The 25,221-nt window shown below is 58.2% G+C and carries 24 protein-coding genes and 1 pseudogene; 15 read left to right on the plus strand and 10 right to left on the minus strand.

Going from position 1 to position 25,221, the window contains the following annotated elements:
- Positions 1–109 precede the first annotated feature (109 nt).
- Positions 110–1,363, plus strand: a complete 1,254-nt coding sequence (locus tag CYJ10_RS11580) for a flavin-containing monooxygenase (protein WP_101681660.1) — start codon at positions 110–112, stop codon at positions 1,361–1,363.
- Between the two features lie 100 nt (positions 1,364–1,463).
- Positions 1,464–2,606: an alpha-hydroxy acid oxidase gene (locus CYJ10_RS11585; protein WP_101681842.1), complete on the plus strand. Its 1,143-nt coding sequence runs from the start codon at positions 1,464–1,466 to the stop codon at positions 2,604–2,606.
- 62 nt (positions 2,607–2,668) lie between these two features.
- Here the strand turns inward: CYJ10_RS11585 and argE are convergent.
- The 4 genes and pseudogenes from argE to CYJ10_RS11605 form a co-directional block, all read right to left on the minus strand.
- A pseudogene (gene argE, locus CYJ10_RS11590) lies at positions 2,669–3,844 on the minus strand (acetylornithine deacetylase).
- A gap of 57 nt (positions 3,845–3,901) precedes the next feature.
- Complete coding sequence (locus CYJ10_RS11595) at positions 3,902–4,876, minus strand: LysR family transcriptional regulator (RefSeq protein WP_101681661.1); 975 nt, start codon at positions 4,874–4,876, stop codon at positions 3,902–3,904.
- A gap of 111 nt (positions 4,877–4,987) precedes the next feature.
- Positions 4,988–5,659 (minus strand): DUF1028 domain-containing protein, encoded by a 672-nt coding sequence (locus tag CYJ10_RS11600; protein WP_101681662.1) that lies wholly within the window; start codon positions 5,657–5,659, stop codon positions 4,988–4,990.
- Between the two features lie 6 nt (positions 5,660–5,665).
- Positions 5,666–6,079, minus strand: coding sequence for a RidA family protein (locus tag CYJ10_RS11605; RefSeq protein WP_101681663.1), 414 nt, complete (start codon positions 6,077–6,079; stop codon positions 5,666–5,668).
- Positions 6,080–6,677: 598 nt separating this feature from the next.
- On the opposite strand from CYJ10_RS11605, the gene CYJ10_RS11610 reads away from it, so the two are divergent.
- The 3 genes from CYJ10_RS11610 to CYJ10_RS11620 all read left to right on the plus strand — a co-directional run bounded on the left by CYJ10_RS11610 (position 6,678) and on the right by CYJ10_RS11620 (position 9,471).
- Complete coding sequence (locus tag CYJ10_RS11610; protein ID WP_101681664.1) at positions 6,678–7,703, plus strand: ABC transporter substrate-binding protein; 1,026 nt, start codon at positions 6,678–6,680, stop codon at positions 7,701–7,703.
- Between the two features lie 96 nt (positions 7,704–7,799).
- Positions 7,800–8,648 (plus strand): ABC transporter permease, encoded by an 849-nt coding sequence (locus CYJ10_RS11615; RefSeq protein ID WP_180862904.1) that lies wholly within the window; start codon positions 7,800–7,802, stop codon positions 8,646–8,648.
- A 1-nt stretch (position 8,649) separates the two neighbouring features.
- The gene (locus tag CYJ10_RS11620; RefSeq protein ID WP_101681666.1) at positions 8,650–9,471 is read left to right on the plus strand and encodes an ABC transporter permease; all 822 of its coding nucleotides are present in this window, start codon (positions 8,650–8,652) and stop codon (positions 9,469–9,471) included.
- Positions 9,472–9,867: 396 nt separating this feature from the next.
- Here CYJ10_RS11620 and CYJ10_RS11625 read toward each other — a convergent pair whose 3' ends face one another.
- Both CYJ10_RS11625 and tnpA read right to left on the minus strand, forming a co-directional pair.
- Positions 9,868–10,302, minus strand: coding sequence for an alpha/beta fold hydrolase (locus tag CYJ10_RS11625; protein ID WP_257993260.1), 435 nt, complete (start codon positions 10,300–10,302; stop codon positions 9,868–9,870).
- 92 nt (positions 10,303–10,394) lie between these two features.
- Positions 10,395–10,811, minus strand: a complete 417-nt coding sequence (gene tnpA / locus CYJ10_RS11630) for an IS200/IS605 family transposase (protein ID WP_101681667.1) — start codon at positions 10,809–10,811, stop codon at positions 10,395–10,397.
- A 22-nt stretch (positions 10,812–10,833) separates the two neighbouring features.
- On the opposite strand from tnpA, the gene CYJ10_RS11635 reads away from it, so the two are divergent.
- Positions 10,834–12,051, plus strand: coding sequence for an RNA-guided endonuclease InsQ/TnpB family protein (locus tag CYJ10_RS11635; RefSeq protein ID WP_101681668.1), 1,218 nt, complete (start codon positions 10,834–10,836; stop codon positions 12,049–12,051).
- On the opposite strand, the gene CYJ10_RS11640 is transcribed toward CYJ10_RS11635, so the two are convergent.
- Positions 12,041–12,511: an alpha/beta fold hydrolase gene (locus CYJ10_RS11640; RefSeq protein WP_257993261.1), complete on the minus strand. Its 471-nt coding sequence runs from the start codon at positions 12,509–12,511 to the stop codon at positions 12,041–12,043. The two genes, CYJ10_RS11635 and CYJ10_RS11640, sit on opposite strands and share 11 nt — an antisense overlap.
- 729 nt (positions 12,512–13,240) lie before the next feature.
- On the opposite strand from CYJ10_RS11640, the gene CYJ10_RS11650 reads away from it, so the two are divergent.
- Positions 13,241–14,299 (plus strand): CAP domain-containing protein, encoded by a 1,059-nt coding sequence (locus CYJ10_RS11650; RefSeq protein ID WP_101681669.1) that lies wholly within the window; start codon positions 13,241–13,243, stop codon positions 14,297–14,299.
- A gap of 97 nt (positions 14,300–14,396) precedes the next feature.
- Here CYJ10_RS11650 and CYJ10_RS11655 read toward each other — a convergent pair whose 3' ends face one another.
- Both CYJ10_RS11655 and CYJ10_RS11660 read right to left on the minus strand, forming a co-directional pair.
- On the minus strand, positions 14,397–15,095 hold the full coding sequence (locus CYJ10_RS11655; RefSeq protein ID WP_101681670.1) for a TetR/AcrR family transcriptional regulator: 699 nt from the start codon (positions 15,093–15,095) through the stop codon (positions 14,397–14,399).
- Between the two features lie 76 nt (positions 15,096–15,171).
- Positions 15,172–16,008, minus strand: coding sequence for an SDR family NAD(P)-dependent oxidoreductase (locus CYJ10_RS11660; protein WP_101681671.1), 837 nt, complete (start codon positions 16,006–16,008; stop codon positions 15,172–15,174).
- A gap of 562 nt (positions 16,009–16,570) precedes the next feature.
- Between CYJ10_RS11660 and CYJ10_RS11665 the strand changes: the two genes are divergently transcribed.
- The 4 genes from CYJ10_RS11665 to CYJ10_RS11680 all read left to right on the plus strand — a co-directional run bounded on the left by CYJ10_RS11665 (position 16,571) and on the right by CYJ10_RS11680 (position 20,359).
- A complete protein-coding gene (locus CYJ10_RS11665) occupies positions 16,571–17,464 on the plus strand; it encodes a LysR family transcriptional regulator (RefSeq protein ID WP_101681672.1) in 894 nt (297 codons plus the stop codon).
- 114 nt (positions 17,465–17,578) lie between these two features.
- Positions 17,579–18,358 (plus strand): aldolase, encoded by a 780-nt coding sequence (locus tag CYJ10_RS11670; protein WP_101681673.1) that lies wholly within the window; start codon positions 17,579–17,581, stop codon positions 18,356–18,358.
- Positions 18,359–18,392: 34 nt separating this feature from the next.
- Positions 18,393–19,721, plus strand: coding sequence for an MFS transporter (locus CYJ10_RS11675; protein ID WP_101681674.1), 1,329 nt, complete (start codon positions 18,393–18,395; stop codon positions 19,719–19,721).
- Positions 19,718–20,359: a 2-hydroxychromene-2-carboxylate isomerase gene (locus CYJ10_RS11680; RefSeq protein WP_101681675.1), complete on the plus strand. Its 642-nt coding sequence runs from the start codon at positions 19,718–19,720 to the stop codon at positions 20,357–20,359. Before CYJ10_RS11675 ends, CYJ10_RS11680 begins: the two co-directional genes overlap by 4 nt.
- Before the next feature lie 439 nt (positions 20,360–20,798).
- Here CYJ10_RS11680 and CYJ10_RS11685 read toward each other — a convergent pair whose 3' ends face one another.
- The gene (locus tag CYJ10_RS11685; RefSeq protein WP_101681676.1) at positions 20,799–21,710 is read right to left on the minus strand and encodes a LysR family transcriptional regulator; all 912 of its coding nucleotides are present in this window, start codon (positions 21,708–21,710) and stop codon (positions 20,799–20,801) included.
- A 114-nt stretch (positions 21,711–21,824) separates the two neighbouring features.
- Here CYJ10_RS11685 and CYJ10_RS11690 point away from each other — a divergent pair, with 114 nt between their 5' ends.
- The 4 genes from CYJ10_RS11690 to CYJ10_RS11700 all read left to right on the plus strand — a co-directional run bounded on the left by CYJ10_RS11690 (position 21,825) and on the right by CYJ10_RS11700 (position 25,115).
- Positions 21,825–22,601 (plus strand): SDR family NAD(P)-dependent oxidoreductase, encoded by a 777-nt coding sequence (locus tag CYJ10_RS11690; RefSeq protein WP_101681677.1) that lies wholly within the window; start codon positions 21,825–21,827, stop codon positions 22,599–22,601.
- Positions 22,602–22,928: 327 nt separating this feature from the next.
- Positions 22,929–23,180 (plus strand): hypothetical protein, encoded by a 252-nt coding sequence (locus tag CYJ10_RS33710; RefSeq protein WP_146002023.1) that lies wholly within the window; start codon positions 22,929–22,931, stop codon positions 23,178–23,180.
- 426 nt (positions 23,181–23,606) lie between these two features.
- On the plus strand, positions 23,607–24,110 hold the full coding sequence (locus CYJ10_RS11695; RefSeq protein WP_101681843.1) for a sigma-70 family RNA polymerase sigma factor: 504 nt from the start codon (positions 23,607–23,609) through the stop codon (positions 24,108–24,110).
- Between the two features lie 9 nt (positions 24,111–24,119).
- A complete protein-coding gene (locus CYJ10_RS11700; protein WP_101681678.1) occupies positions 24,120–25,115 on the plus strand; it encodes a FecR domain-containing protein in 996 nt (331 codons plus the stop codon).
- Positions 25,116–25,221: the final 106 nt, after the last annotated feature.

The following is a 25,221-nucleotide window of genomic DNA, read 5'->3' on the forward strand; positions in this document are numbered from 1 at the left end:
TCAAACTGACTCCATCGATGTGCGATGTCTCCAAGGCGCTAACGCGCCGAAATGTCGATGTCTCCGTACCGGTGCGACTGGCCGGGGCGGCTATTCCTAGGAAGATCAAATGTCAGTGGAAAAAATCAACACTGTGGTGGTCGGCGCTGGCCAGGCGGGCATTGCCATGAGTGAACATCTTGCGCAGATGGGTGTGCAGCACGTCGTACTGGAACGAAGTCGTATCGCAGAGCGCTGGCGTTCGGAACGCTGGGATTCTCTGGTCGCGAATGGGCCTGCATGGCACGACCGCTTTCCTGGAATGAAATTCGAAGGGATTTCCCCGGAGACTTTCCCGGCGAAAGAACGCATGGCTCAGTATTTCGAGGCCTACGCCGCGATGCTGAAGGCGCCGGTCCGCACCGGCGTGGAAGTCAGGCAGGTCGAACGGCATCCAGGACGTCCCGGCTTCAAGATTACGACATCGGATGGCGTAATCGAGGCACAGAATGTTGTTGCGGCAACCGGCCCATTCCAGACGCCGGCCTATCCGAGAATCGTGCCTGAGAGCGAAAGAATTCAGCAGCTGCATTCCTCTGCTTACAAGAATCCGAGCCAACTGGCGAATGGCGGGGTGCTTGTGGTGGGCGCTGGCGCTTCTGGCTCACAGATTGCGGAAGAGTTGCGTCAGGCCGGCAAGACGGTTTATCTCTCAGTGGGCGAACATTACCGCCCGCCGCGCGCGTATCGTGGCCGCGATTATTGCTGGTGGCTCGGTGCGCTGGGCCTGTGGGATGAGGTGAGGGTTCGCCCAAAGAAGGCACACGTCGCCTTCGCCGTGAGCGGATATGAGGGGGGTAAGACCGTCGATTTCCGCCGCCTGGCGCACTCGGGCATCAACTTGGTCGGCCTGACCCAATCGTACGAGAATGGCGTCATGACTTTCGAGCCGGGTCTGATCGAGAACATCGCCGAAGGCGACCGCGCTTACTTTGACGTGCTGCGCGAAGCGGATGCCTATATCGAAGAGAATGGCTTGGCGTTTCCTCCGGAACCTGACGCCTGGGAACTGCTATCGGATCCGGAGTGCCTCAAGAACCCGATTCTCAGTCTCAACTTGGCGGAAGCTGGCATCACGACGATTCTCTGGGCTACCGGTTTTAAGTTCAATTTCAACTGGCTCAACGTGAAGAACGCCTTCGACGAAAAGGGTGACCCGTTTCACAAGCGGGGCATCTCTGCGGAAAGTGGCGTCTATTTCCTCGGCCTTCCGAATTTGGTCAACCGGGCCTCCTCGTTCATCTATGGCGTCTGGCACGATGCCAAGTATATCGCTGACCACATCGTGCTCCAGAACGGATACATGACATACGAGCGGTCATGAGGCGGCTCATACGACCGCATGGTGATCGCTGGTCGTACTGAAATATATGGACGGGCTGCCCGATCAGGGGCAGCTCTTGGCTCTTATTCAGGGAAAATCTATGGGCGAGATGACGTGCATTGAAGACTTGCGCAGGTTGGCGAGAAAGCGCGTGCCGCGCATGTTCTACGATTACGTTGATGGCGGCTCATGGACAGAATATACCTACCGTGCCAACGAAGCGGATTTCCAACGCATTGAATTTCGCCAGCGCGTGGCCGTCGACATCACCGAGCGCAGCACGGCCAGCACCATGGTGGGCCAGCCGGTCAGTATGCCGGTCGCGATTGCGCCTACCGGATTGGCTGGCATGCAACACGCCGACGGAGAAATTCTGGCTGCGCGCGCGGCCAAGCAACACGGCGTCCCATTCACCTTGTCCACCATGAGCATCTGTTCACTGGAGGCGGTGGCAGAAGCGACCGGGCGCCATCCGTTTTGGTTCCAGTTGTACGTACTGCGCGACAGGGAGTTTGTGGAAAACTTGATCGATCGTGCGAAGAATGCCAACTGTTCCGCGTTGGTGGTCACGATGGACCTACAGGTCTTCGGCCAGCGCCATAAGGATAAGAAAAACGGCCTGTCCACGCCGCCCAAGCCCACCTTGCGCAATCTTTTGAACATGGCAAGCAAGCCACGTTGGTGCATCGGCATGTTGGCGACCAAGCACCGTCAGTTTGGCAATATCCTCGGGCACGCCAAGGGCGTCGATAATATTGACTCACTGGTGGAGTGGACTCAGGAGCAGTTCGATCCGCGTCTGTCCTGGCAAGATGTCGAATGGATCAAAAAGAAGTGGGGCGGAAAGCTGATCGTCAAGGGCATCCAGGATCCCGAGGATGCGCGGCTTGCGGTGGCAAGCGGTGCTGACGCCATCATCGTATCCAACCATGGTGGGCGACAACTGGATGGTGCGGCGTCTTCGATCTCCACGCTACCACGCATCGTGGATGCTCTTGGGCAACGGGTGGAAGTCCATATGGATGGCGGCATCCGCTCGGGGCAGGATGTTCTCAAAGCCATCGCACTCGGAGCACGGGGCACGTATATTGGTCGCGCAATGATGTATGGCCTAGGCGCCCTCGGCGAGCAGGGTGTTGCCACCGTCTTGAGCATCATTCATAAGGAACTCGATCTCTCGATGGCTTTCTGCGGGAAGACGGATATTCAGGTGGTTGATCGCAGCATATTGCTGACGAAATGAAGGACGCTATCCGAGATAGCGTCTCTTCGGCGTAGTTCAGGAGTCGACGAGGGCATCAAAGATCATTGGCAGAGAAAATCGATGAGACCTGCCAGCATGCGATCGCAGGCTTCGATCTGCGCTAGATCCACATACTCGTCGGCCTTATGTGCGACTTCAATGCTTCCTGGTCCGCAGATTAAGACTGGCGTTTCGCTCCAACTCTGCTGGAACAGCCCCCCCTCGCTGCCATAGTCCACCTTGGCGCATGGGGTGCCGGGAGGGAGTAGCGAGGCGAGTACGCCGACTGCGGGAGAATCCTCGGGGGTGTCCAGACTTGGATAACTGTTCGTCATCTGGATTTCCGGCAAGGGTGCCCCAGGATTCAATGCCTCATTTTTGACCCGTTCCTCTAGACGCTTCAGTATGCGCCTCAGGATTTTTTCGGGGTGATCGTCCGAGACGTTGCGAATCTCGAAACGGACTTCGCATTAGCTGGGGACGATGTTCAAGGCGCGCCCGCCTTGGATGACGCCGGCGTGGACGGTGCTATAGGGTACGCCGTAGCCCTCATCGCGTGGGCCGCTTTCGGCCAGTTCACGCTGAACGTCCCGTAGTGACGCGACCAGATCGCTGGCCATATGGATGGCGTTGAAGAAACGGGGCGCCAAGCCTGAGTGGCCTGCCTGACCGCAGCAGATCGCCCGGTAGGCAGCCTTCCCTTTGTGACCGGTGCCGATCCGCATCAGGGTCGGTTCGCCGACAATGCACAGGTAGGGTGCAGGTAAGGTGTTTTCCAGGCGGCGAAGCAGATGGCGTACGCCAACGCAGCCGATTTCTTCATCAAAGGACAGTGCCAACTGCAAGGGCCGCTGCAGCGGCCGCCGGGCGGCTGCCACCATCGCAGTGACGGCGCAGGCAACAAAGCCTTTCATATCGGCTGTGCCGCGTCCGTAGATACGGCCATCGCGGTGCGTTGCCTCAAAAGGGGGCGATGTCCAAGGCTGTCCTTCCACCGGTACCACATCGGTATGACCTGAAAGCAAGACGCCTGGGACGCCGGCTGGACCAACCGTCGCAAACAGATTGGATCGGCTGGGGTCCTGCGGATCCGGGGCGAGTATCGATTCGATACCGGCACCCGCTAGGACATCCTGAACTTTCTGGATGAGTGCGAGGTTCGGGGTGAGGGAAACCGACGGGAAAGCAATGAGCGTGTCCAGTAGGGCAACGCTTGGGGACGTGGTTCGATTGTCCATCTTTGTCCTGGTTGATGGAGTACTTCCGCATATGGATTCATCGAGGAAGAAGACGCTTCATGCCGCCGATCTGGGCGCCTCGGCCATATGCGGATCGAAGAAGCTAGGCGCGCTCATTCCGGGTATGTATTGATCAGAGATGTAGGCGCGACAGCGTTCCATGAAGATTTTCGTCAGTCTGGATTGCTTCATCGGCTTGTAAGTCGCCAGGCCGAGCAGCATAGGTCGATGTGCGCCGGCAAGGCGGACACGTGCCATTCGTTTCCCATCAAGCGACTGATCGGATTTCGGACGTATGTTAAAGAGTCCGTAGCCAATGCCGTTAGCGACCAGGGCACGGACCACGTCGGTCGACTGCGAACGCGCCGCGATGTTCGGTGTCACGCCGGCTTTTTCAAACAACGAGGCGAAATAGTCGCGGCTCATCGGCATATCGAGCAAGACGTAGGGTTCGGGCGCCAACTCTTCGAAGGAGACGATCTTCTGCTGTGCCAAGGGATGGACCTCGCTTACCAGGGCATATGGCGGCAGTGTCGCAAGGCTCTCGAACTGGATGTCATCTTCCAGGCGCAGGTCGTAGGTGATCGCCATGTCGAGCTCTAGCGCATGGAGCTTGTTCATCAAGACCTCCTGGTTGCCTTCTACCATCTGCACGTCGACCTTCTTAAAGGCCCGCGCAAAACCGAAGATGATCTCGGGTGCAATCATGGCGGTGAGTGACTGAAACACACCGACTCGCAAGGTGCCCTGGATGACGTCGCTGGAATCCGAGGCAATCTCATAGAGTTGGGACGACCGTCCGAGCATGTCTTCACAATGTTGTAGAACCAGCGAGCCGATGGTGGTAAGCCCAATGCCCTTGGACGGATGCCGAACGAAAAGCTGTGCGCCCAGTTCGGTCTCGATGTGCGCAATGGCTGCCGAGATCGATGGAGACGAAATATGAATCTGCGCTGACGCAGCGGCGATGCTGCCATGCTTCGCCGTTGCGACGAAATACTCCATCTGCCGTAGGGAAATGCGATTGAGCATGTCGAGATCGATAAGGAGGGGGGTACGATCCAGTGTACTGGAGATCGTTGCCCCTTTCGATACCGACCTTCGGTCGGCGATGTCACGCTGTCGTTTGGTGCGTCGCAGCGCTCACAGATTTCCGGGAACGCCAAAACTGGGCGCTGCGCTGGGATCGATGGCGCGCTTGACATAGTCTTTCTGCTGCGGGGCATACACTTGCCAGACCGCATAGAGTGCCTCGACCGGATTGTTCTCCACCCAGTCGAGGCGCAGATCTACGACAGGCCAGTTCTGCGCGTCGTATACCAACAAGCCTGCCGAATGCACCGGACCTTCCTCGCCGCCGGCTTCCTGGCCGGCAAGCATGGCACGCATCAGCCTTTCCGCCAGCACGCCTTCGGTCTGCTCGAACGCTGACAGCATGGCTTGTGGCACATCACGTGTCGCTAGCATATTGCCCGCGCATGCGGCATGGGCGCCGACGACGCTTGCCAGGGTGCCCAGCGCCTTGTCGCCCGTGAAGACGACAGGCGGATTGTGCGTATCGATCACCATGAGCTGACGATACTCGATGTTGGCGCGCGTCCTTAATTCAGTGATTGCGCGCTCTGGGCTGAGGCCGCTGGATATCAGATCCAGGGCGAGGGGACCCAGATCGGGATCGGTAATGTTCTGGCTCGCAGCGGCCCCAACCCCTTTGCGGCCGCGGATGCAGCGCGATGCAACCGCCGGCGACGAGGATGCGACTGCGGCGCCAAACTGGCCTGTGGCGGGGCACCGGGCGATGATGGAAAAGGTCATGGTGGCTCAGTCTGGGATGACAGCGGTGGCGTCGATTTCAACCAGCCATTCGGGACGGGCCAGAGCGGATACGACGATGCCGGTCGACACTGGGAAAACACCCTTCAGCCATTGGCCTACGACGCGATACACCGGCTCGCGGTAGCGAGGGTCGATGATGTAGATCGTGATCTTGCAGATGTCCTCCAGTTCGCCGCCGGCTTCCTTGAGCAGCATCGCTATGTTGGACATTGCCTGCTCTGCCTGCCCAGCGACGTCGCCGATGCACACACTCTCCGAGGTGTCGAGATTCTGGCCTATCTGCCCTCGCAAGAATACGGTGCTGCCTCGCGCGACGACGGCTTGGCAGAGATCGTTGTTCAGATTCTGTTCAGGGTAGGTAACTTTCGTATTGAAGGTGCGGATCCGGGTGTGCTTCATGGTCGATTCAGTCCGGTTGATTGGGTGACAGGACATCGGGGCGATGTGGCACCCCTGCGTGCATAGTCGTCCGCGGCGCCCGGCGACACCATTTTTATTTTCCGGCTGACCGTTTAGGAATTTCCGAATAACACCGATCCGCGAATGGGCGCTAGCCTTTTTCCAGAAGTCGGAACCTTTCGCAACCCCATCGGAAAAGGCGAGGCACCCCTACAAAAAAGCTGACTTGGCCGCACGGTAGGACTTTTACATCATGGCTTCGGAAGCTCGATGGAATTGGGTTGCAGTCGATCCAGTAGTTGCAACTTCGTTGTTGCACCGAACTAATTCCTACCGCGAGGTCAATTTTGTTGCGTTGCACCAGCATGGCGCACGACGCGACATTGATGGCGAAATTTAAGCGCCGTATTAGGGAATTCCCGCGGGGCCCGTACGGTAACACCGACGCGTTGCTTGTCGAGTCGGCGAGCACTGATTGGAAAAGTCGCCAAGCTCTGCGACCGACGGGAAAACTCAACAGCTCGAAGAGGCTTCGTTTCTAGACACCGTATTTCATATTTTGGCAAATCTAACAGACTGATGTCATTGGGAGAGTTAAATGGTATTTCGTAAAATTCTGACGTGCTTCGCAATTTCCGCAGCGCTTGGTAGCACGGCAGTCCGCGCACAGGACGCTTTGGTGGTCAGCACCTGGGGAGGAAGCTTCCGCGACCTCATCGATGAAAGTATCGGAAAAGAATTCACGCGGCAAACCGGCGTGCCGGTGAAGTACATCACCGGCGGTACCATTGATCGCCTGAATAAGGCGAAGCTTGCCTCCAAACCTGAGAGCGACGTGACGTTCACGACGTCACACGTCGGCTGGCTCTATGCCAACGGGAATCTTTTCGAAAAGCTGGATACGAGCAAGATCCCAAATTACAAGCATCTTGTGGATCGCGCAAAAATCAGCCCCTACCATATCGGTAGCTGGGCGTATGTCTATACCATTGGTTATCGCCCCGACTTGGTGTCACCAAGTATCAAGTTCGATAGCTGGAACGATCTATGGAATCCGGCCCTGAAAAGCAAGATTGGTGTGCCAGATTTTGATCCGAGCCATGTCGTTGCGGTTTCGGCCATGTTGGCTGGCGGCGATGCACAGAGCTGGGAGAAAGGTCAGAACAAACTCAAAGCGCTCAAGCCAAACTTTAAGGCGTTCTACACGAATGACGCCAATGCACAGCAATTGATCGCCTCGGGCGAGACGCCGGTGCAGGTCATCCTGTCAATCAACGCGTATCACATGATCAGTCAAGGTGTGCCCATCACCTTGGCGACGCCGAAAGAAGGCCCAGTACTCGGCGTCGATACCCTGGCCATTACGAAGGGCTCTACCAAGGCCGACCTGGCTTACAAGTTCATAAACATCGCATTGACCCCTGACGTCCAATCGAAGATCGTCGCCTTGAAAAAGGCGAGTCCCGTCATCGACGACGCGAAGGTTTCGCCTGAGGACGCCAAGCTGCCGGGAGTGTTCACGACGAAGGATCAATGGGACAAGGCCATTGTCGTCAACGACAAGCTGCGCGCGGAGAAGACCGCGGAATGGCGGAAATGGTTTACGGAAAACGTGATGAACTGAACCTGGTACCAAGGATAGGTATCGAAGGAGGGCGGTGGCGGTCATGCGCCGCGCGCCGCTCCCTCGCTGATTGATCATCAGAAATAAGGTTTGAGAATGCGCTCCCATCCACGAGCCTGGCTTGTTTCCCCTGCATTACTTGTCGCGCTTTGCATCGCAGTATCGCTGATTGCGGTCCTGCAATTCAGTTTCCGCGCGTACGTCCCTGGATCTCTGGATGTCGGCGGATTCACGTTCGCTAACTTTGGGGACCTAACCAAATCGATCTATCTAGACGCGTTTTCCAACACCTTGCGGCTGAGTGTGGAGACGACGGTGTTCTCGCTCCTGGCGTCGTATCCACTGGCCTATGCCCTGGTGCGCGTCAGGAGCCGAGCGCTCAAGTCCTTTATCTTGGTGGTTTCCATTACGCCCCTGTTTTTGGGGGAGATTGTCCGGACCTACTCGTGGATCGCGGTGCTTGGCAGCAATGGCTTCATCAATGGCACGCTGCGAAAGATGGGCCTGATCGATGCGCCGCTGGAACTCATGTTCACGCATTTGGGCGTATTGGTTGCCCTTGTGCATGTGACGATTCCCGTGGTGGTCCTGATGCTGGCCACAGCGATTTCGCATATCAACCGAGACTACGAGAAAGCCGCCCAGAGTCTGGGCGCCGGTCCGGTGAGAACCTTCCTGACGGTCACGCTTCCGCTTTCGATACCGGGCATTCTCGCTAGTATTACAACTGCATTCGCCTGGACCTTCAGTGCGTTTGCCACACCTCAGATGATTGGCGGTGGTCGCGTGCCAACGGTTTCGACGTTGGTGTATCAACTCGGCTTCGCTTCCATGAACTTTCCGCTAGCCGCCAGCCTGAGTGTGGTGGGACTGCCGTTGACAACGGCAGCGCTCTTTTCCTTGGGGCTGTTCACCAAGCGATTGAAAGCCTTCGGGGAGCATTGAAATGAGAATCAAAAGCGCTTTGCCGTTTCCGATGCGTGTTGCGGGCCCCTTGCTCGTCTGCTTGCTTCTCTCGTTTGTGCTGTTGCCGGTCGTGGTGGTTGGGATCGCCGCCTTTAACGAGAAGGCGATCATCACTTTTCCGCCTGAATCTTATTCGCTGACGTGGTTTGCACGTGTATTCAGTTATCCGGATTTCCGGGAGGGATTCCGCGCCAGCCTCGTGGTCACGGGATGGTCCTCACTCATTGCGCTCGTTGTGGGCACGTGTCTTTCCATCGCCGTCAAACGTCTGGATTTCCGCGGTAAGCAGGCGCTTCTGGCGATCTTGCATTCCCCCCTTGTGGTGCCACATTTCACGCTGGGACTGGGGTTGCTTATTCTGGTTTCACAGGCATCCATAGACCGCTCATATGGCATTGTCATCTTGTGTCACGTGATGCTGGTGCTGCCGTTTGTGCTGAAGAGTGTCTATGTATCTATGGAGAACCTGGATGCGAGGTTGGAACAAGCGGCAGCAAGTCTCGGTGGCTCGCCGCTGAAGGTGTTTGCTACGATTACGATTCCACTGCTCGCTCCCGGATTGTTCGGGGGGTGGCTGTTTGCGGCAATCATGTCGTTCAGCGAATTTACCGCCTCGCTTTTCGTTACGACGCAAGACACGCAGACACTGCCGGTGTCCATGTACAACTATGTCAGGGAATTCGCGGATCCGACACTGGCCGCACTGTCGGTCGTCTATATTGCCGTGACGGCGAGCGTGCTTGCCTTTGCGAACTATTTTCTCGGGCTGGGGAAGATCCTCAATATAGAGGAAGGGCATTGAAGATTGTCTGTGCTCTCACAGCGCGTCGTCGCCAACGTCCAACGAGTATTCTGGAATCCGGACCTTGGCGACGTTGCGATGTCCAAGGCGGGATTCAATTTCACCGTGAGTCACTGCTTCTGGCACAGGATATCGAAAATCCAGAAAGGATGTTCGTGGTCCACGCCATTTATCGATTACAGCATTCGAGTTAGTGAGCGGTAACGGAGCGGCGGGGCCGGCAAGGGTTCTCGTGTTCCATAGCACGAAGGGGATTTGCCACTGGCGCTGCTGGCTGCGGGCGGAACCCATACCGCAAGGTTCGGGGAACGCAAAGTGGCAAGCGGCTGAGCCTGTCTTGGTCATTCAAGACAGGAGTCACATCAGTTGGCTTGCCGCCTGCCGGACGATGCAACGCTAGCTAGCGCACGACCGGCGATGCAGGAATTCCACAACCAGGTTGGTCGTTGCCTGTGGCTGCTCTTCCGTAATCCAGTGACCGCAGTCCGGAATGATCACGTCTTCGACATCGTCGGCAGCGCTTCGGATCACATTCCCGATCATCGTGCCGAATGTTGCTTCGCCGCCTAAGGCCAGGACCGGCATCTGGAGCTTGCCCTGTGCAAGGAACGTTCTGTTGTCGACCGCATCCTGGCTGAAAGCTAAGAACTGGGCAAAGCTTGCTCGCATTGCACCGGGTTGCGCATAGAGGGCAGCAAAGTGCTGGCGCTTGACTTCATCAAACCGCCTCGGGTCTCGGGAGAGTTCGTTCCAAAAGCGATCGAGATAGATGCGCTCGCGCCCAGCGACCAAACGTTCCATGTCATGACCACCAAAGCCAAAGTGCCACATGGATGGATCCTGTTTGATCGGAATGCGCGGCAAACCTCGGCCTTTAGGCCGGGGAAGGATAGCGCGGACGCCAAAGGCGTTCCTTGCTGCGTCTAATGTGGCGTTTTCTGTTGCTCGATGTATTGGCGCACGATCTCGATAGGCGCACCTCCACAGCTTCCGGCAAAGTAGGACGGCGACCATAGCGCACTACCCCAGAGCTTTTTGCGGATGCTGGGGTAACGTTTCTGCCGGATCATTCGGCTCGAAACACCCTTCAAGCTGTTCACCAGCGATGAGATGGCAACCTTTGGGGGGTAGTTCACTAGCAGGTGCACATGGTCGTCCTCGCCATCGAACTCGACGAGTTCGGACTCGAAGTCTCGACAGATGCTGGCGAAGATGCTTCGCATGTCGTCCAGAATTTCCTTGGTGAACACGTCACGTCGGTACTTCGTAACGAAGACCAAATGGACATGCATCAGGAAGACGCAATGTCGGCCATGCCGGATGTCTTGGTTTGTGCTCATAGACCAAGAGTACAATACCCCGATGCAACGGCTCCAAGCCTTTAAGTTCGAACTCATGTCGACCGGCGCGCAGCAGCGCGATATGCGCCGCTTCGCCGGGGCTTGCCGGTTCGTCTTCAACAAGGCATTGGCGTTGCAGAAGGAAAACTACGAAGCCGGTGGCAAGTTCATTGGCTATGTGGCGATGGCCAAGCGCCTGACCGAGTGGCGCAACGGCTCGGAGACTCCTTGGCTCAAGGATTCCCCTGTTCACCCGCTGCAACATGCGTTGAAGGACTTGGAGCGGGCTTACAAGAACTTCTTCGCCAAGCGTGCCGCCTTCCCGAAGTTCAAGAAGCGTGGACAACGCGACAGCTTTCGCTACCCCGACCCGAAGCAGATCAAGCTCGACCAGGCCAACAGCCGTGTCTTTCTGCCCAAACTTGGGTGGCTTCGATACCGCAACAGCCGGGAGGTGCTGGGCGCAGTGCGCAATGCCACGGTCAGCCTGAGCGCGGGCAAATGGTTCGTCTCGATTCAGACCGAGCGCGAGGTTGAACAGCCGGTGCCACAGGCAACAAGTGCGGTCGGCATCGACATGGGCATCGCCCGTTTCGCCACGATGAGCGACGGCAGCTTCCTGGCCCCGCTCAATTGCTTCAAGCGGCACGAAGCCCGGCTGCGCCGTGCGCAGCGTGCGATGAGCCGTAAAGTGAAGTTTGGCAACAACTGGAAGAAGGCCAAATCCAGAATCCAGCGCATCCATGCCCGCATCGGCAATGCCCGCCGCGACTACCTGCACAAAGCCACGACCGCGATTAGCCAAAACCACGCGATGGTGTGTATCGAGGACTTGCAGGTGCGGAACATGTCCAAGTCGGCGGCCGGCAGTACCGATGCTCCAGGCAAGAGCATTCGGGCTAAGTCCGGGCTGAACAAATCCATCCTCGATCAGGGTTGGTTCGAATTCCGCCGCCAACTGGACTACAAGGTGGCATGGAACGGCGGCTGGCTAGTGGCCGTGCCGCCGCAGAACACAAGCCGGACGTGTCCGGCGTGCGATTGCGTGAGCGAGGACAACCGCAAGACGCAGGCGAACTTCGCTTGCGTCGGCTGCGGTTTCGAGGAAAACGCCGATATAGTTGGCGCGATCAATATACTGGCGCGAGGTCATCGCGTTGCAGCCTGTGGAGAGCCGGTGCGGTCGGGCCGCTCTGCGAAGCAGGAACCCGCCGAAGCGGCTGTGCAACTCACCGCGTAGCCGCCGTAGGAATCCCTTTCCTTTCCGCCGAAAGGCGGCGACCGAAGGTCGAGGGAGGGGAGGATGTCAACTGATCCCAACATCCCACGCCGGGGAGTGGCGCATCGATTGCCACCCATCGGCTCACCCGTTCGGGGTGGGTGGCGGCAATTGAGAAGCCGACCATGATGCCGATATCGTGTGTCACCAATTCAACGGAACGCAGGCCCAGAGCATCCATCACGCCCAAGATATCGGCAGCCTGATTCTTTTTGTCGTAGCCCCCATCAGGCTTCGCCGAGAGGCCTAGCCCACGCAGATCGGGTACGACGACCGTGTAGTCGTCGGTGAGCGCACTTGCAAGGTGCCCCCACATGTCGCCAGTTGTGCCGAAGCCATGCAGCATGACGACCGCAGGACCATGACCGCCGATCCGCACATGGATGGATGTGCCGTTGGTTTTGATCGTGCGCGTCCGCATCTCGGTGGGGAAGGGCTTCCGAGACGTTGTTGGCAAAGTCTTTGATGAGATTGAGAAGTGTGTCCGCGATTGCGTCGCCGCAGGGCAGCGCGATGGCTCGATCCTTAACCACGAGTCCTGATGGCGCAGGAGATCCGCTTCGGCCGCGTGGTGCAGGAGATTTCCGCGATGCCAGCCATACCCAACATAGTTTGTATGTGCAGGTTAAACCGCCGCGTTTGAAAGAGGCCGAACTATATGGTTCGAGTATTTCAGATTGATGAATCAACAGGCGTTCACGTCCATTCATATTGCAATCTAGAGAATCTCTCCTAGAGATCGATAGGGACACGCGGATTCGCATTCGCTACGGGGCAGGACCAGTGGTTGCCGCCACGCCGGCTTCCGTGAAGGTCCGCCCGCTGAAGAAGAAAGGCGCAGCGAAGTTAGAAGCGATCCAGCAGAAACGACGAGGGAAGCTACTGCTTGCTTCGTCGTCTCGGTATAACAAGCGTGTTTTTGCGTGTTAGTGGCATACGCGTGACCTGCCCGAAACCGCGATTTCGAAGCGTGGTCTTCGCTGCTGCACCGCTATGAGAGCGGGGTGCGCCGGCTTTCTATAGGCTCGCGAGTTCTAATCAGCTCTGCCTGATGTGCAGCCTCAATTCGCTTGAGCCTATCAAGTTATCGCCGCGGGTGGTCGTTAGTTATGGACGTCACTCCCGTTACTTGGGCGAAACGCGAAGAGGAATGAAGAACAAAGCGTTGTATTGGGCGGCGTTCGTCGTGGCCGCTGTCTGGGCCGACGCCGCTGGGGCCGCTGCCGGTATCAGTGAAGCGCCAACGCCCTCCCACCCTCCGTCCGCGCCGGCGGTTCTCGGGCCTCTCATGAGCGTTGCAGAGCCGACCTACGCGAGGGGATCGGGGCATCTGACACTTTACAAAGCCATCAACGGGCTGCGCGCCCAACTCGGCGTTGGCCTGCTGGCACAGGATGCGTGGCTCGACAGGGCGGCGCAGGCTCATGCGATCTATCTCAGCAGCAATAACGTCGCTCAGCATGATGAATCAGCCGAGAATCCGGATTTTTACGATGTCAGCCCGCTACTGCGCGGGCGCAAAGCTGGCGCGCCCACGGACCAGTGGGTTGGCGAGGTCGTCGGAGCGGCGCGGGGGCCTAACGACAGCGAAATTGGTCAGCGCTGTTTCGAACAATGGCTTCACACGGTCTACCATCTTCAATCCCTTGTGACGAATCAAGAGTCGGTCGGCATCGGATTCAGCGCGCGCGGGGCATTGGGTTTGAACCTATGCGTCCTCGACTTCGGTACGCGCACTGACGCGCAGCCATATCCAGCGCCCAACGGCGTTCCCTATGGTGGTGGTCAGCATTTCGATGCCGGAAAGTTCATTACTGTGCCAAGTAGTGGCGACAGGGACGTCCAGGTCGGATTCAATTTCGCCGGAGAGTCGCCGCATCCCGCACCCGATATCGAACATCCCGGCAGACCGCTTATGGTCTACGCAAACGGCGCCTCCGCCGAGGTGTTATCGGTCATTGCATTCAAGCTGGTGAACGGTAATGGAACGGAGGTGCCGGCAAGGGTCCTCGTGTCCCATAGCGCGAAGGCGAATGGCTCGATTGGCGTTGCGGACGCCTACATTCGGAACAACGCAGCGTTCCTGTTGCCAGTGGCGCCGCTGGCTGCGCGCGAAACCTATAGCGCGACATTCTCCGGGCTACGAGCTGGCAAGCCGGTGAGCTTGTCGTGGTCGTTCAAGACCGGAGCCACATCCGTTTCTTGGTAACTCAGGGCGGTACGCACGCCACGCACGACGGCTGCCCCGGATGTCGATGGGTGCAAGACGGCGTCCCGCTATCGATCGATGTTGGTGATGGCAAGACTTATCGCCATTTGGTGTCGGGCTGAGCGTCTGATGCAGCAATTCCTGCCAGCGAGATACTAAGGAAATGGGAGAGTCGCGCCACGAAGTCCACCCGGGCCGCAGCGAGTGCCGGATCCAGTAGCGCTTGCTGGACGGACGCCGAGGGGTTTGCAAAGGGCCAGAGTCCTGCGACCAAGACGACGAACATGGACGCAAAATCCCGGGCGCTCTCGCTGCTGATTTGCGGCACGAATTCACGGAGGATCTTTGCCAGTTGAGACTGGCGCTCAGCGTGTTCGAGCTTGAAAGCGCGTACGGCTTCGGTCGAAAGATTACTTTCCAGTTCGCCACCGAGTGCGCTCCAGAGTTTGCAGATGATCGGCCGGTTTGCGATCGATCTCGCAAGCGCCCTGGCAAGCGATGCAAGTTCAACGCGATCGTCTGGAAGGTCTGCAGTTAGTTCCGCGGGTAGATCTGCGAGCCAATCCTCGAGTGTCCGGTTAAGCAACGTGAAAAACACCGCCTCGCGCGTCTCGAAATAACGGATCACGTTGGCCTTGGACAAATCTACCTTGCGACTAAGCTCCCTGAGGCTGATTTCGCGGACCGAGAGTGTGTCGAGAAGTTCTCGGGCTGTGTCGAGAATGATTGCCCTTCGTACTTCCCTCTGCTGGTCTGTCCGGGCTCGTTGGAATCCTGGGTTGATCTTGGTCGTCATTGCATTCTCAGTGCCTTCAACCGTCGCACGTTGGCTGGCGACGGTTCAGGGCGGCGTCCCGTCTTTCGGCCCAGAACTATACCGGGAAGGAGATTGACTCGCTGATTGTCCGCCATTTCTCATCGGATGCGGCCAGTCTCTCGGACATCATCCTGGCAACAGTGACAGCATCACCGCCCAAGAGAAGGCGCAATGGCGGGTCATCCATTGCTGCGATATCGATTAGGACCTGAGCAACTCGCGCGGGGTCTCCAGGTTGGTGGCCATCCGCCAAACGTAGACGATCGACAACTGGCTCAATGACCGGCTTGTAGGCATCGCTGATCTCGGGTACTGCCATGGAAGAACCCGCCCATTCCGTTCGCATGCCGCCTGGTTCGGCGACGGTAATCTTGATGCCAAAGGATGCCACCTCTTTGGCGAGAACTTCAGAGAATCCTCCGACCGCCCACTTAGCAGCCTGATATGCACCCAGGCCTGCACCGCCAACTCGTCCGCCGACAGACGATACTTGGATAACGTGGCCCGCCCGCTGGGCGCGCATGACAGGAAGTGCCGCGCGCGTAAGATTCACAACGCCATAGAAGTTTGCATCGATTTGTGCCCGAAACACGTTGTCGGGCATGTCTTCGATGGCCGCGACGTCAGCATATCCGGCGTTGTTGACTAGCACGTCAAGCCGGCCGAAGGTCGCAACAGTCTCTGCGACCGCGTGTCGCGCACCGTCCACGTCGGTGACATCGAGTGCAAGCACCTTGATCCTCGGCCCATACGCCGAAAGAAGGTCGTCCAGTTGGCTCGTGTTTCGCGCTGTTGCAACGAGATTCTCTCCTGCCTGCAGGACGCCTTCGGCAATTTTGCGCCCGAGGCCGCGTGAACTTCCGGTGATCAGCCAAGTTTTGTGTTTGCTCATCTGAGTTTTCCCGAGAGTTGAAATTCCACAACGTGTGCATGCGTGGCGCTGCGGCGCAACCGACGTCTAAAACCGCTAGCCATGGACCGCATCCCCACGCGAGGGCAGTTCATGCATATATCGGACCATTGGTCCTATATTAAAAGACCAGTGGTCTATTGTCAAATGTCTATTCAGGGCAGTGGATGGAGACGGCGGGCGCTATGGCTTGGTGGTCGGTGATGGCGTCGTGGCGCCATTTACGGTGAAGCGCCGCGACGGGATTCTGTTTGCCGTACAGCCGGGGCCCTACGGGTACCGTCGGACGCTGGCACCAAGTCAGGCTCGTTGTAGGCCGAGCCGCCTCGAAGCGTTGGGGAATACGCTAGTTGGTGTGACAAATAGGGGGGGGCACGCCCGGCTAGTTACAGGTATGGCTGGCCTGGCTGGCCTGATTCTTGTTGCGACTCAACGGCGTGTGGTGGACGGGTATCGCGTATGGTGGCGAGGCGGCTCCGCGAAAGTGTTGCGGTCGACGTCGAACCGCATGCAGAATTGCAGCAAAACTACATTCGCCCTCAGCATGGAAACACCAGATCGCTTGCTGCGCAGTTTCCTGCGTATCGCTTCGCTCAAGTCGTTGTCGAAGGCCGCTGACGACCTTGAACAAACGCAATCGGGCGTGAGTAAGCAGCTGGCCGCGCTGGAGGCCCACATGGGCAAGGCGTTGTTTACGCGTACCGGACGTGGCGTTGCGTTGACGGAAGCCGGGCAAAAGCTGCAGGAGGCCATCGAAGGCCCGTATCGTGCCATCGACCAAGCCGTGGACTTGATTCGCGAAGCGCATGGCCATACAGAAGGGACGGTCCGGCTCGCGCTAGTTCACACCGTTAGCTACTACTTCATCGGCGATGTGGTCGCAAGTTTTGTCAGCGCGCATCCTGGTGTCAATCTCTCGATGATGGGCCGAAGCTCTCCGGAGGTCGTTGCTTTGGTGGAGAGCGGCAAGGCGGACCTGGGCGTGACCTACGACACGGCTGTCGATACGGCCGCACTTGCAGTGCATCCTCTTTTTGAGGATACGATGTGCCTGGTGGAGCGGGGCGACGTTTCTCATGTTGCTATCGGCCCGGGCATTGATCTGGGCGATCGCGAGCTTCGCCTGGTCACATTTCCTCAAGGGTATGCACTTCGGCGGATGCTTGACGGCGCTGGTCTGAAAGCGACGTATGTTGCGGAAGCCGAGACCGTGGACGCCATCCTGAAGCTCGTATCGACCGGTGTCGGCTCCTGTATCCTCCCCAGTCGCTTGCCGGAAAAACTGCTCGCCGAATACGGCTTATGCAAGGTCTTGATCCGTACACCTTTGCTCAGACGGCGCATGGTGGCGGTGACGCATCCGGAACGGCACTCATTTCCGCTTGCGGAGGCATTGCTGTCGCGTGCGCTACAAGTCGCAAAGTCGATGGACACGTGACGCGCTGAAATAGCTGCTATGACGCCGGCTCCGTAGCTCGTCGGCGGCCCAAATCCCATACTGGCTCTCAATCCTTTGGACCATTGGTCAAGGGAAACCCCGGAGAGAACCCGTATGAACGCCCCCTTGAGAGACAAATCGTATTTTGACCAGCGCGCCACCAGCGACATGGCGATGCATCTGCGGAACCAGTCGCGGACCACCCGAGAAACCATGGCCTATGCGTGCCGCATTTTGGCTATGACAGAACAGGAGGCCGGTCTGGCGGGCCAGATCAGTGTTCGCTCGGAACGACCTGGCGCTTACTGGACCCTTCGATTCGGGCTGGGTTTTGACGAGGCGACACCTGCCGACTTTATCGAGGTCGATCGGGATCTGAACACGCTGACTGGGGAAGGCATGGCGAATCCTGCCACGCGTTTTCACCTGTGGGTCTATGACGCCCGGCCAGACGTCAATTCCATTATTCATACCCATTCTCCGTGGGCGAGTGCGCTTGCAGCTGCGCGACAGCCGCTCGTGATTGCTCAGATGGACATGACGCCCCTGCACAACGACTGCGCGTTTCTTGGGGATTGGCCAGGCGTTCCCATTGCCGACCAGGAAGGCGTCGTTATCTCGGAGGCTCTTGGCGACAAACGGGCAATTATCCTCGCGCATCACGGATATTTGACCGCAGGCCAGACATGTGAAGAAGCGACTTATCTGTCCGTCTATCTTGAGCGCGCCGCTCGCATGCAGATTCGGGCGCAAGCTTTCGGTCCCCTCACACCGGTCAACGAAGACCTCGCGAAGGAAGCGCACGATTATTTACTGAAGCCGTCCATCGTCAACACCACGTTTTCCTATTGGGCCCGCCAGACGCACGGCATCGCGCCCTACGTGAAGGCATGACGCGTGCGTCGTACGCGTGAGACAAAACGGAGACATGGCGATGAACACAAACAACAGCACGCGTTCGCGTCGTCACTACATCACGGCTGGTCTCGCCAGCATGATGGGTACGACGATCGAATGGTACGATTTCTTCCTCTACGGCACGGCTGCCGCCCTCATTTTTAACAAGATTTTCTTTCCTTCGTTCGATCCGCTGACCGGCACATTGGCGGCGTTTGCTACGTACTCAGTCGGTTTCTTCGCCCGTCCCTTGGGTGGCGTCGTGTTTGGTCACTTCGGCGATCGGGTCGGCCGGAAAGCCATGCTGCTCATTACGCTGTTCATGATGGGCATTCCGACTATTCTCATCGGCCTCATCCCTTCCTATGAGAGCATCGGCTACTGGGCTGCTGTCGGCCTTGTACTGCTTCGCTTCCTGCAGGGTGTGGCGGTGGGTGGTGAGTGGGGCGGTGCCGTGCTGATGGCTGTGGAACACGCACCGGAAGGTAAGAAGGGATTCTTTGGCAGCCTGCCGCAGGCAGGCGTCGCTCCAGGTCTGATCCTTTCTTCTTTGGCGATGGGGATGGTGGCCACCCTGCCGGAGCAAGACATGCTGACTTGGGGCTGGCGCGTGCCGTTCCTCGCTAGCGTGGTCTTGCTTGCAGTGGGTTGGTTCATCCGCGCCAAGGTGCAGGAGTCGCCCGACTTCGAGCAGATGCGAAAGTCTGGCGAGAAGGTGGACATGCCGGCACTGGTTGTGTTGCGCCAGTACCCTCGTCAAGTCCTGACCGTCATCGGTGGTCGCCTGGCCGAAGTCACGTGGTTCTACACCGTTGTGACCTTTGCCCTGGCATACGCCACAGGCACGCTCGGCATTCCCAAGACAGTCATGCTCGATGCCACGGTCTGGGGCGCTGCCGCAGCGCTGTTCACGATGCCGCTATGTGGGTTCTTGGCTGACCGATTCAGCTTCAAGTGGGTCTTCATGGCGGGCACGGTGGGGATCTTGGTATTCGCGCCGCAGTTCTTCGCTTTGCTGCAGACTTTAGATCCGAAGAACGTGACGATTGCCATCGCAGTGGCGGTCGGCGTGGTCTACGCCTGTCTGTACGGACCCGAAGGCAGCCTGTTCTCCGCTCAGTTCCCGCCGGAGGTCCGCTATAGCGGTATTTCGATCGGCGTGCAGGTTTCCGGTGCGATCGGCGGTGGATTGGCGCCAATTGTAGCAACGTCGTTACTGAACTATGGTGGGGGTGACCCTTCTTACATCGTCTGGTACCTCGGTGCACTGGCGGTGATTGCCTTTGTCAGTACGGCACTCATGCGTGATGTCAACGTGGTAACGCCCGCCGTTTCGATGGCGAAGGGTAAGCGTGTATGAGCGACAGCGCGTATATCGAATATTATTTTTGGCTCAATTCTGACTGGGCGTATCTCGGCGCTGATAGGCTGGATGCACTGGCGCGTCGCACGGGTGTGGAAATCCGACATAAGCCAGTCAATCTTCCAGAGGTGTATAAGCGTACCGGAGGCGTGCTGCTGGGACAGCGTGCACCTGAGCGGCAGCAATACCGGATTGTCGAGTTGAACCGGTGGTGCAGGAAGCTCAGGATTGATCTGAACCCGAGCCCCAAGTACATGTGCCCGGACGCGGGTCTCGCCTCCCGTGTCGTGATCGCCGCCGATAGATTAGGATTGCCTGTCCTTGAACTCTATAAGGCAATCCTTCGCGCAGAGTGGTGTGAGGACCTCGATATCTCGTCCGAAGAAACCTTGCAGACGATCCTGGATCGTCTGGGCTTGGCAGGAACCGGCGTGATGGAGTTGGCCCACGCCAACGAATCGGAGAAGCTCTACCAACGCTACACCGAGGAGGCAATCGGTGTGGGTGTTTTCGGGTCACCCTCCTACGTCTTCGACGGAGAATTGTTCTGGGGACAGGACCGCCTCGAGATGCTAGAGGAGGCGGTGCTGGCGCGAAGGGTTGCTCAAACCGATGACATTGTCATCGGACAATAGGGGCGTGTTCGAGGGTGGATAGGGAAAGCCGGGCGGTATTACCGACCGGCTTCTTTTCTATTTTTGCAAGCCTGCCAAAGCCACCTATGCTTGAAGTACTTGTTCTGGGAATCCCTCCATGCCCGACACACCGAGAACGCGCACTGGCCGCGCGTTGTTTCGCAGTATGACGACTGGCCTAGTCGTTGCCCTACTTGCCACGGCGATGGTGGGATGCGAGGGCGTTCCCCGGGATACCACCGCGACGCCGCCACCGCCGCGTGAGTCATTTACCCGTGGCGACGAAGTCTATCCTGCGCCCAACACGGTACGAGATCAGCGGCCAGCTCCGCGAGCGCCATAGCTTGAAGAGGTTCGCTTGTCTGCGGTTCGAGGCATGGACTACGCCTTCCCAAGGCGCCCCGTCCAGGTGGCGGCGCGCCGCGCTCGTCCATGCGCCTCAGGCGATGGTCGCCCTCAGCACCTCGCTCAGCCAATCGCCAAACTTGCGCACGCGTGCGGGAACGTTGCGGCGATGCGGATAAAGCAGGTTGATTGGCATGGGTGCGGGTGGATATTGCTTCATCACTTCGACTAGCACGCCGGAGCGCAGATCTGGCGTGGCAGTCGCCTTGGGAATTTGCGCAACCCCGAAACCGGCTCGACATGCGGCGCTGTACGCGGCACTGTTGTTGACCGTCACCCGATGCTTCATGGGGACGCTGACAACTTTGACACCATCCCAGTATTCGAAGCCAACTGGCGTGTTCGACGGGTTGGGCATGTAGTTGACGAGCCAATGTTCGTCGAGGCCTGCAAGGCTTTCCGGCGTTCCGTGAGCCTGCGCGTACTCGCGGCTGGCAACGTTGACGAGAGGCAATTGTCCAAGAGGCCGGCACGCCAAGGTTTCGTCCACCACGCTGCCTGCGCGCACAACGCAGTCGAACCCGTCGGCAACTACATCGACACGGCGGTCGGTGCTCGACACCTCGATTTGCAGCGCGGGATGGTTCTCCATGAACGTTGGCAACGTCGCCATGACCACGCCGGTCGCCATGCCCAGGGGCATGTCCACACGCAGCAACCCCTGCAATGGCTGGTTGTGGGTGCTGAACAGTTGCGCCAATTCCTCAAAGTCGTCCAGCAACCGCTCGCTGCGTCCGAGCAGTTCCTCTCCCTCCCTTGTCAGCACCACGCTCCGTGTTGTTCGCTGGAGTAGCCGGGCGCCGAGCTGCTTTTCGAGCCGTAGGATCGAGGTGGAGACGGTGGACCGCGGAACCTGAAGCCGCAGCGCGGTCTGCGTGAAGCTGGCTAACTGGGCGACGAGCACGAACACCCGTAGGTCGGCAGTAGAGGGAAGAGCAGTCTGCATGGTATTGGTCGAAATAATCGACCAGTTATGTCAAATTTTAGGGATTTATCCGGGATAGGTCGACCAGTAGAGTAGCTGGACTCGACCGTTTTTCCAACTATTCCGGAGCTAGCAATGAACGTATCGTCCTCTCCTGCCCGACGCATCGCCCTGATTACCGGTGGCAGCCGCGGCCTCGGCAAGTCCGCCGCCCTACACCTGGCCGCTCATGGCTGGGATGTCGTGATTACCTATGCCGAGCGGGTGGATGCTGCTCTCGAGACGGTGGAGGCGGTACGGCAGACTGGCCGTAAGGCTGTCGCCCTGCAGCTCGATACCGGCAAGAGTGATACTTTCCGAGGATTTGCGCAGGCCCTGCAGGTCACGTTGGCGCGCGACTTCGAGTGCGATGGCTTCCACGCTTTGATCAATAACGCAGGCAATGGCTCGAACGTACCGTTCATGGAGACCACCGAGGCGGAGTTCGACAACCTGATGAACATCCATCTGAAGGGGGTGTTCTTCCTGACCCAAGCGCTGGTGCCTTTGCTGGCCGATGGTGGCCGGATCCTCAATGTTTCGAGCGGCCTGGCTCGCTTCTGTGCACCGGGTAAGGCTACCTACGCGACGATGAAAGGCGGTGTCGAGGTGTTGTCACGATACCTGGCAAGCGAACTGGCTTCACGCGGCATCCGGGTGAACACGCTCGCTCCCGGGGCCATCGCCACCGACTTCGGAAACGGCGTGGTGCGCGACAATCCGCAGATCAATGCCGCAGTGGCCAGTGTCACCGCGTTGGGCCGTGTTGGCCAGCCCGACGATATTGGAGGCGCCGTGGCTGCCCTGCTGTCGTCGAATATGGGTTGGATGACTGGCGAACGGATCGAGGTATCTGGCGGCATGCACCTCTAATTCACCGACCTCGCTGGCTGTATTGGGGTGGTCTGCAAATGGATAGATACCGCTGAAGAGCAGATCGCCCGTCCACATTCCGTCGTTCGCATGCTGTGTGCTACTTTTTTCCACGGTTGTAGAAGCGGGCGGCACCTCAAAGCGGTCGGCGGCATGGCTCCGCCATCTTCCAGTTACGTATCGGCCCTGTTTTCGGTGTCGCAGATGCCGATGATGACGGTGGCCGCACTGGGAATCCTGCCTCCCCCAAGGTGGCATATTCCATGCTGCGCTAGGGATGCCGCAGCTAGGAATTCTCGATGTTGCGGGCGCATGCAGGAGCCGACCATGTTCAACGGAAAAGTACTTCGCCTCGCGTTGCCAGTCGTCACGTATATCGCAGCAACGGTTGTCGGAGCAGGTTTCGCTGCCTACCAAGAGGCGCGAAAACGAAAACAACACCGGACTGCCGACGCCTTTCGGCTAGGGGAAGATGTAGGCGGCGACCCTTCCGTTGCCGCAGACAATCTTCCAGCGGAAAATCGCAACATCCCAGCACCCCTTTCGCGGACTTATCCCTTCAATGCAGTAAGTGAATAAGCGCACATATCCGACAGACGTACAAAGAAGTCGGCCGCGCCAGGGCATCAGTTCTGCAGGGGGTGGGCCGCCACAATGGCGGCCCTTTCGATTTGCCCGGGTGGCCGATCAGGGGCGATGTTTCCGATACCAATCCTTCAAAGCGTATTCATCCGGGCTTGCGCCTTGGCCCTTAAAGACCATGCTCGCCGTGGCGAGAATTTTCAAAAAACGCAGTCTGGCGACTGTTGCGCGCTTGCATCGCCGGGCTTTCTTTGTAAGTGAGAATCAGTTACATTTAGAGATTCAAGTTTGAAGTGGCGGTATCGGCATGCCTGTGGTGTGGTGAGTATCGCTAGTTGCTTTGATATCTGAAATGGCGATTGTCAGCTACAAATACCTGGTTCCGAATCGCCGTTGGGTCGCGGTTGCCCTACCGTGACGACAATCGACCCGGGTACACATTCGCACGTGGACGCTTTATATAGCCGTCACCACGATTGGCTGCAAGGTTGGCTGCTGCGCAAAATCGGGAACGTCTACGATGCGGCAGACTTGGCCCAAGATGTGTTCGTCCGCCTGCTTCACCGAAAGGTTGTGGAAATACGCGAGCCACGAACGTACCTGGGCACCATCGCTAACGGACTGGTTATCGATTTCTGGCGGCGGCGGGAATTGGAGCAGGCATGGCTGGAAACGCTTGCTCATCTTCCTGAGGCGCTTGCTCCTTCGCCCGAGAGCCGACTGCACTTCCTTCAGACGCTGATGGAAATCGATCGTATGCTCGATACATTGAAGCCTAGGGTCCGGACAGCCTTCTTGCTAGCCCAACTCGACGGGCTGACCTGCCCACAGATTGCCGAACGTATTGGCATGTCATTGGCCACTGTCGAACGATACATCGGCCAGGCGCTGCGGCAATGCTACGAACTGCGATTCGGCAGGGAATAGTCAGTCGAGATGCCAAGTTTGCGCGACGATTTGCCGTCCGAGATTGTCAATGAGGCCATCGATTGGGCGGTTCGTTTGCTTTTCAACGAACCGACTGAAGAAACGCGCCGACGGTTTCTGCGCTGGGAGAGCGCAGATCCACGGCACAAGCTGGCTTGGCAGCGTATTCAGTCACTACGCGACGGATTTCCCAAGGTGCCTGTACCACTCGCGCTGGAGACCTTGCGCACTGCCGATGCCATACGCGGGCGGCGGCGGGCAGGGCGTAGGCAAGCGCTCAAGGTTTTGGCATTGGGCGGTGTGTCGGTGCTTGGGCTGTCGACGGGATACCGCTATACGCCATGGCAGCGTTGGCTCGCGCAAATCAGCACCTCGGTCGGCGAGCAGCGCAAGCTGTTGCTGGATGACGGCACGGTTGTTGTGCTCAATACCGATTCGGCAGTCGATATTCGGTTTGATGCTGAGCGTCGCGATGTCATTCTCCGCCGCGGGGAAATTCTCGTGACTACGGGTCACGATGATCATTTTGAGCAGCGTGCTATTCACAGACCATTCCGGGTACGTACGTCTTTCGGGACGATGCGCGCGCTCGGAACGCGGTTCACCGTTCGACTCGACGACAACTTCGCCCGCGTTAGCGTCCAGGAAGGCGCTGTCGCTTTGCACGCTGGAAACGGTGATGCCGCGTCCGTCGCCAGTGCCGGGACGACTTGGACGATATCGCAGAGGGCGAGCTCCCAGGATGCCGACACGACTCTGTCGCCGGATAGCTGGGCGAACGGATTGTTGTCAGGCACCAATATGCGACTGGCCGACGTTCTGGCGGAACTGGGGCGATATCGACGTGGGCGCATCGATTGCGATCCTGCCATAGCGAATCTGACGATCTCCGGAGCGTACAGAATCGATGACACGGATCGCACTTTGCGCTTCCTGGAGAAGGTTTTGCCGATTCGTATCTCGTATTTCAGTCGCTACTGGATACGGGTGATTCCGAAAGGGTAGGGGAGGCGCGATGGTTCTGTTACAAATTTGTTCCACATAAATTGAGGGGATTCGACGTGGCTGTTCGGCTTGGATTGTAGGAACACCCTTCAACCTGCCTTGGACA

Origin of the sequence: Cupriavidus pauculus (genome assembly GCF_002858765.1) — a bacterium.
Taxonomy (GTDB): Bacteria; Pseudomonadota; Gammaproteobacteria; order Burkholderiales; family Burkholderiaceae; genus Cupriavidus; species Cupriavidus pauculus_B.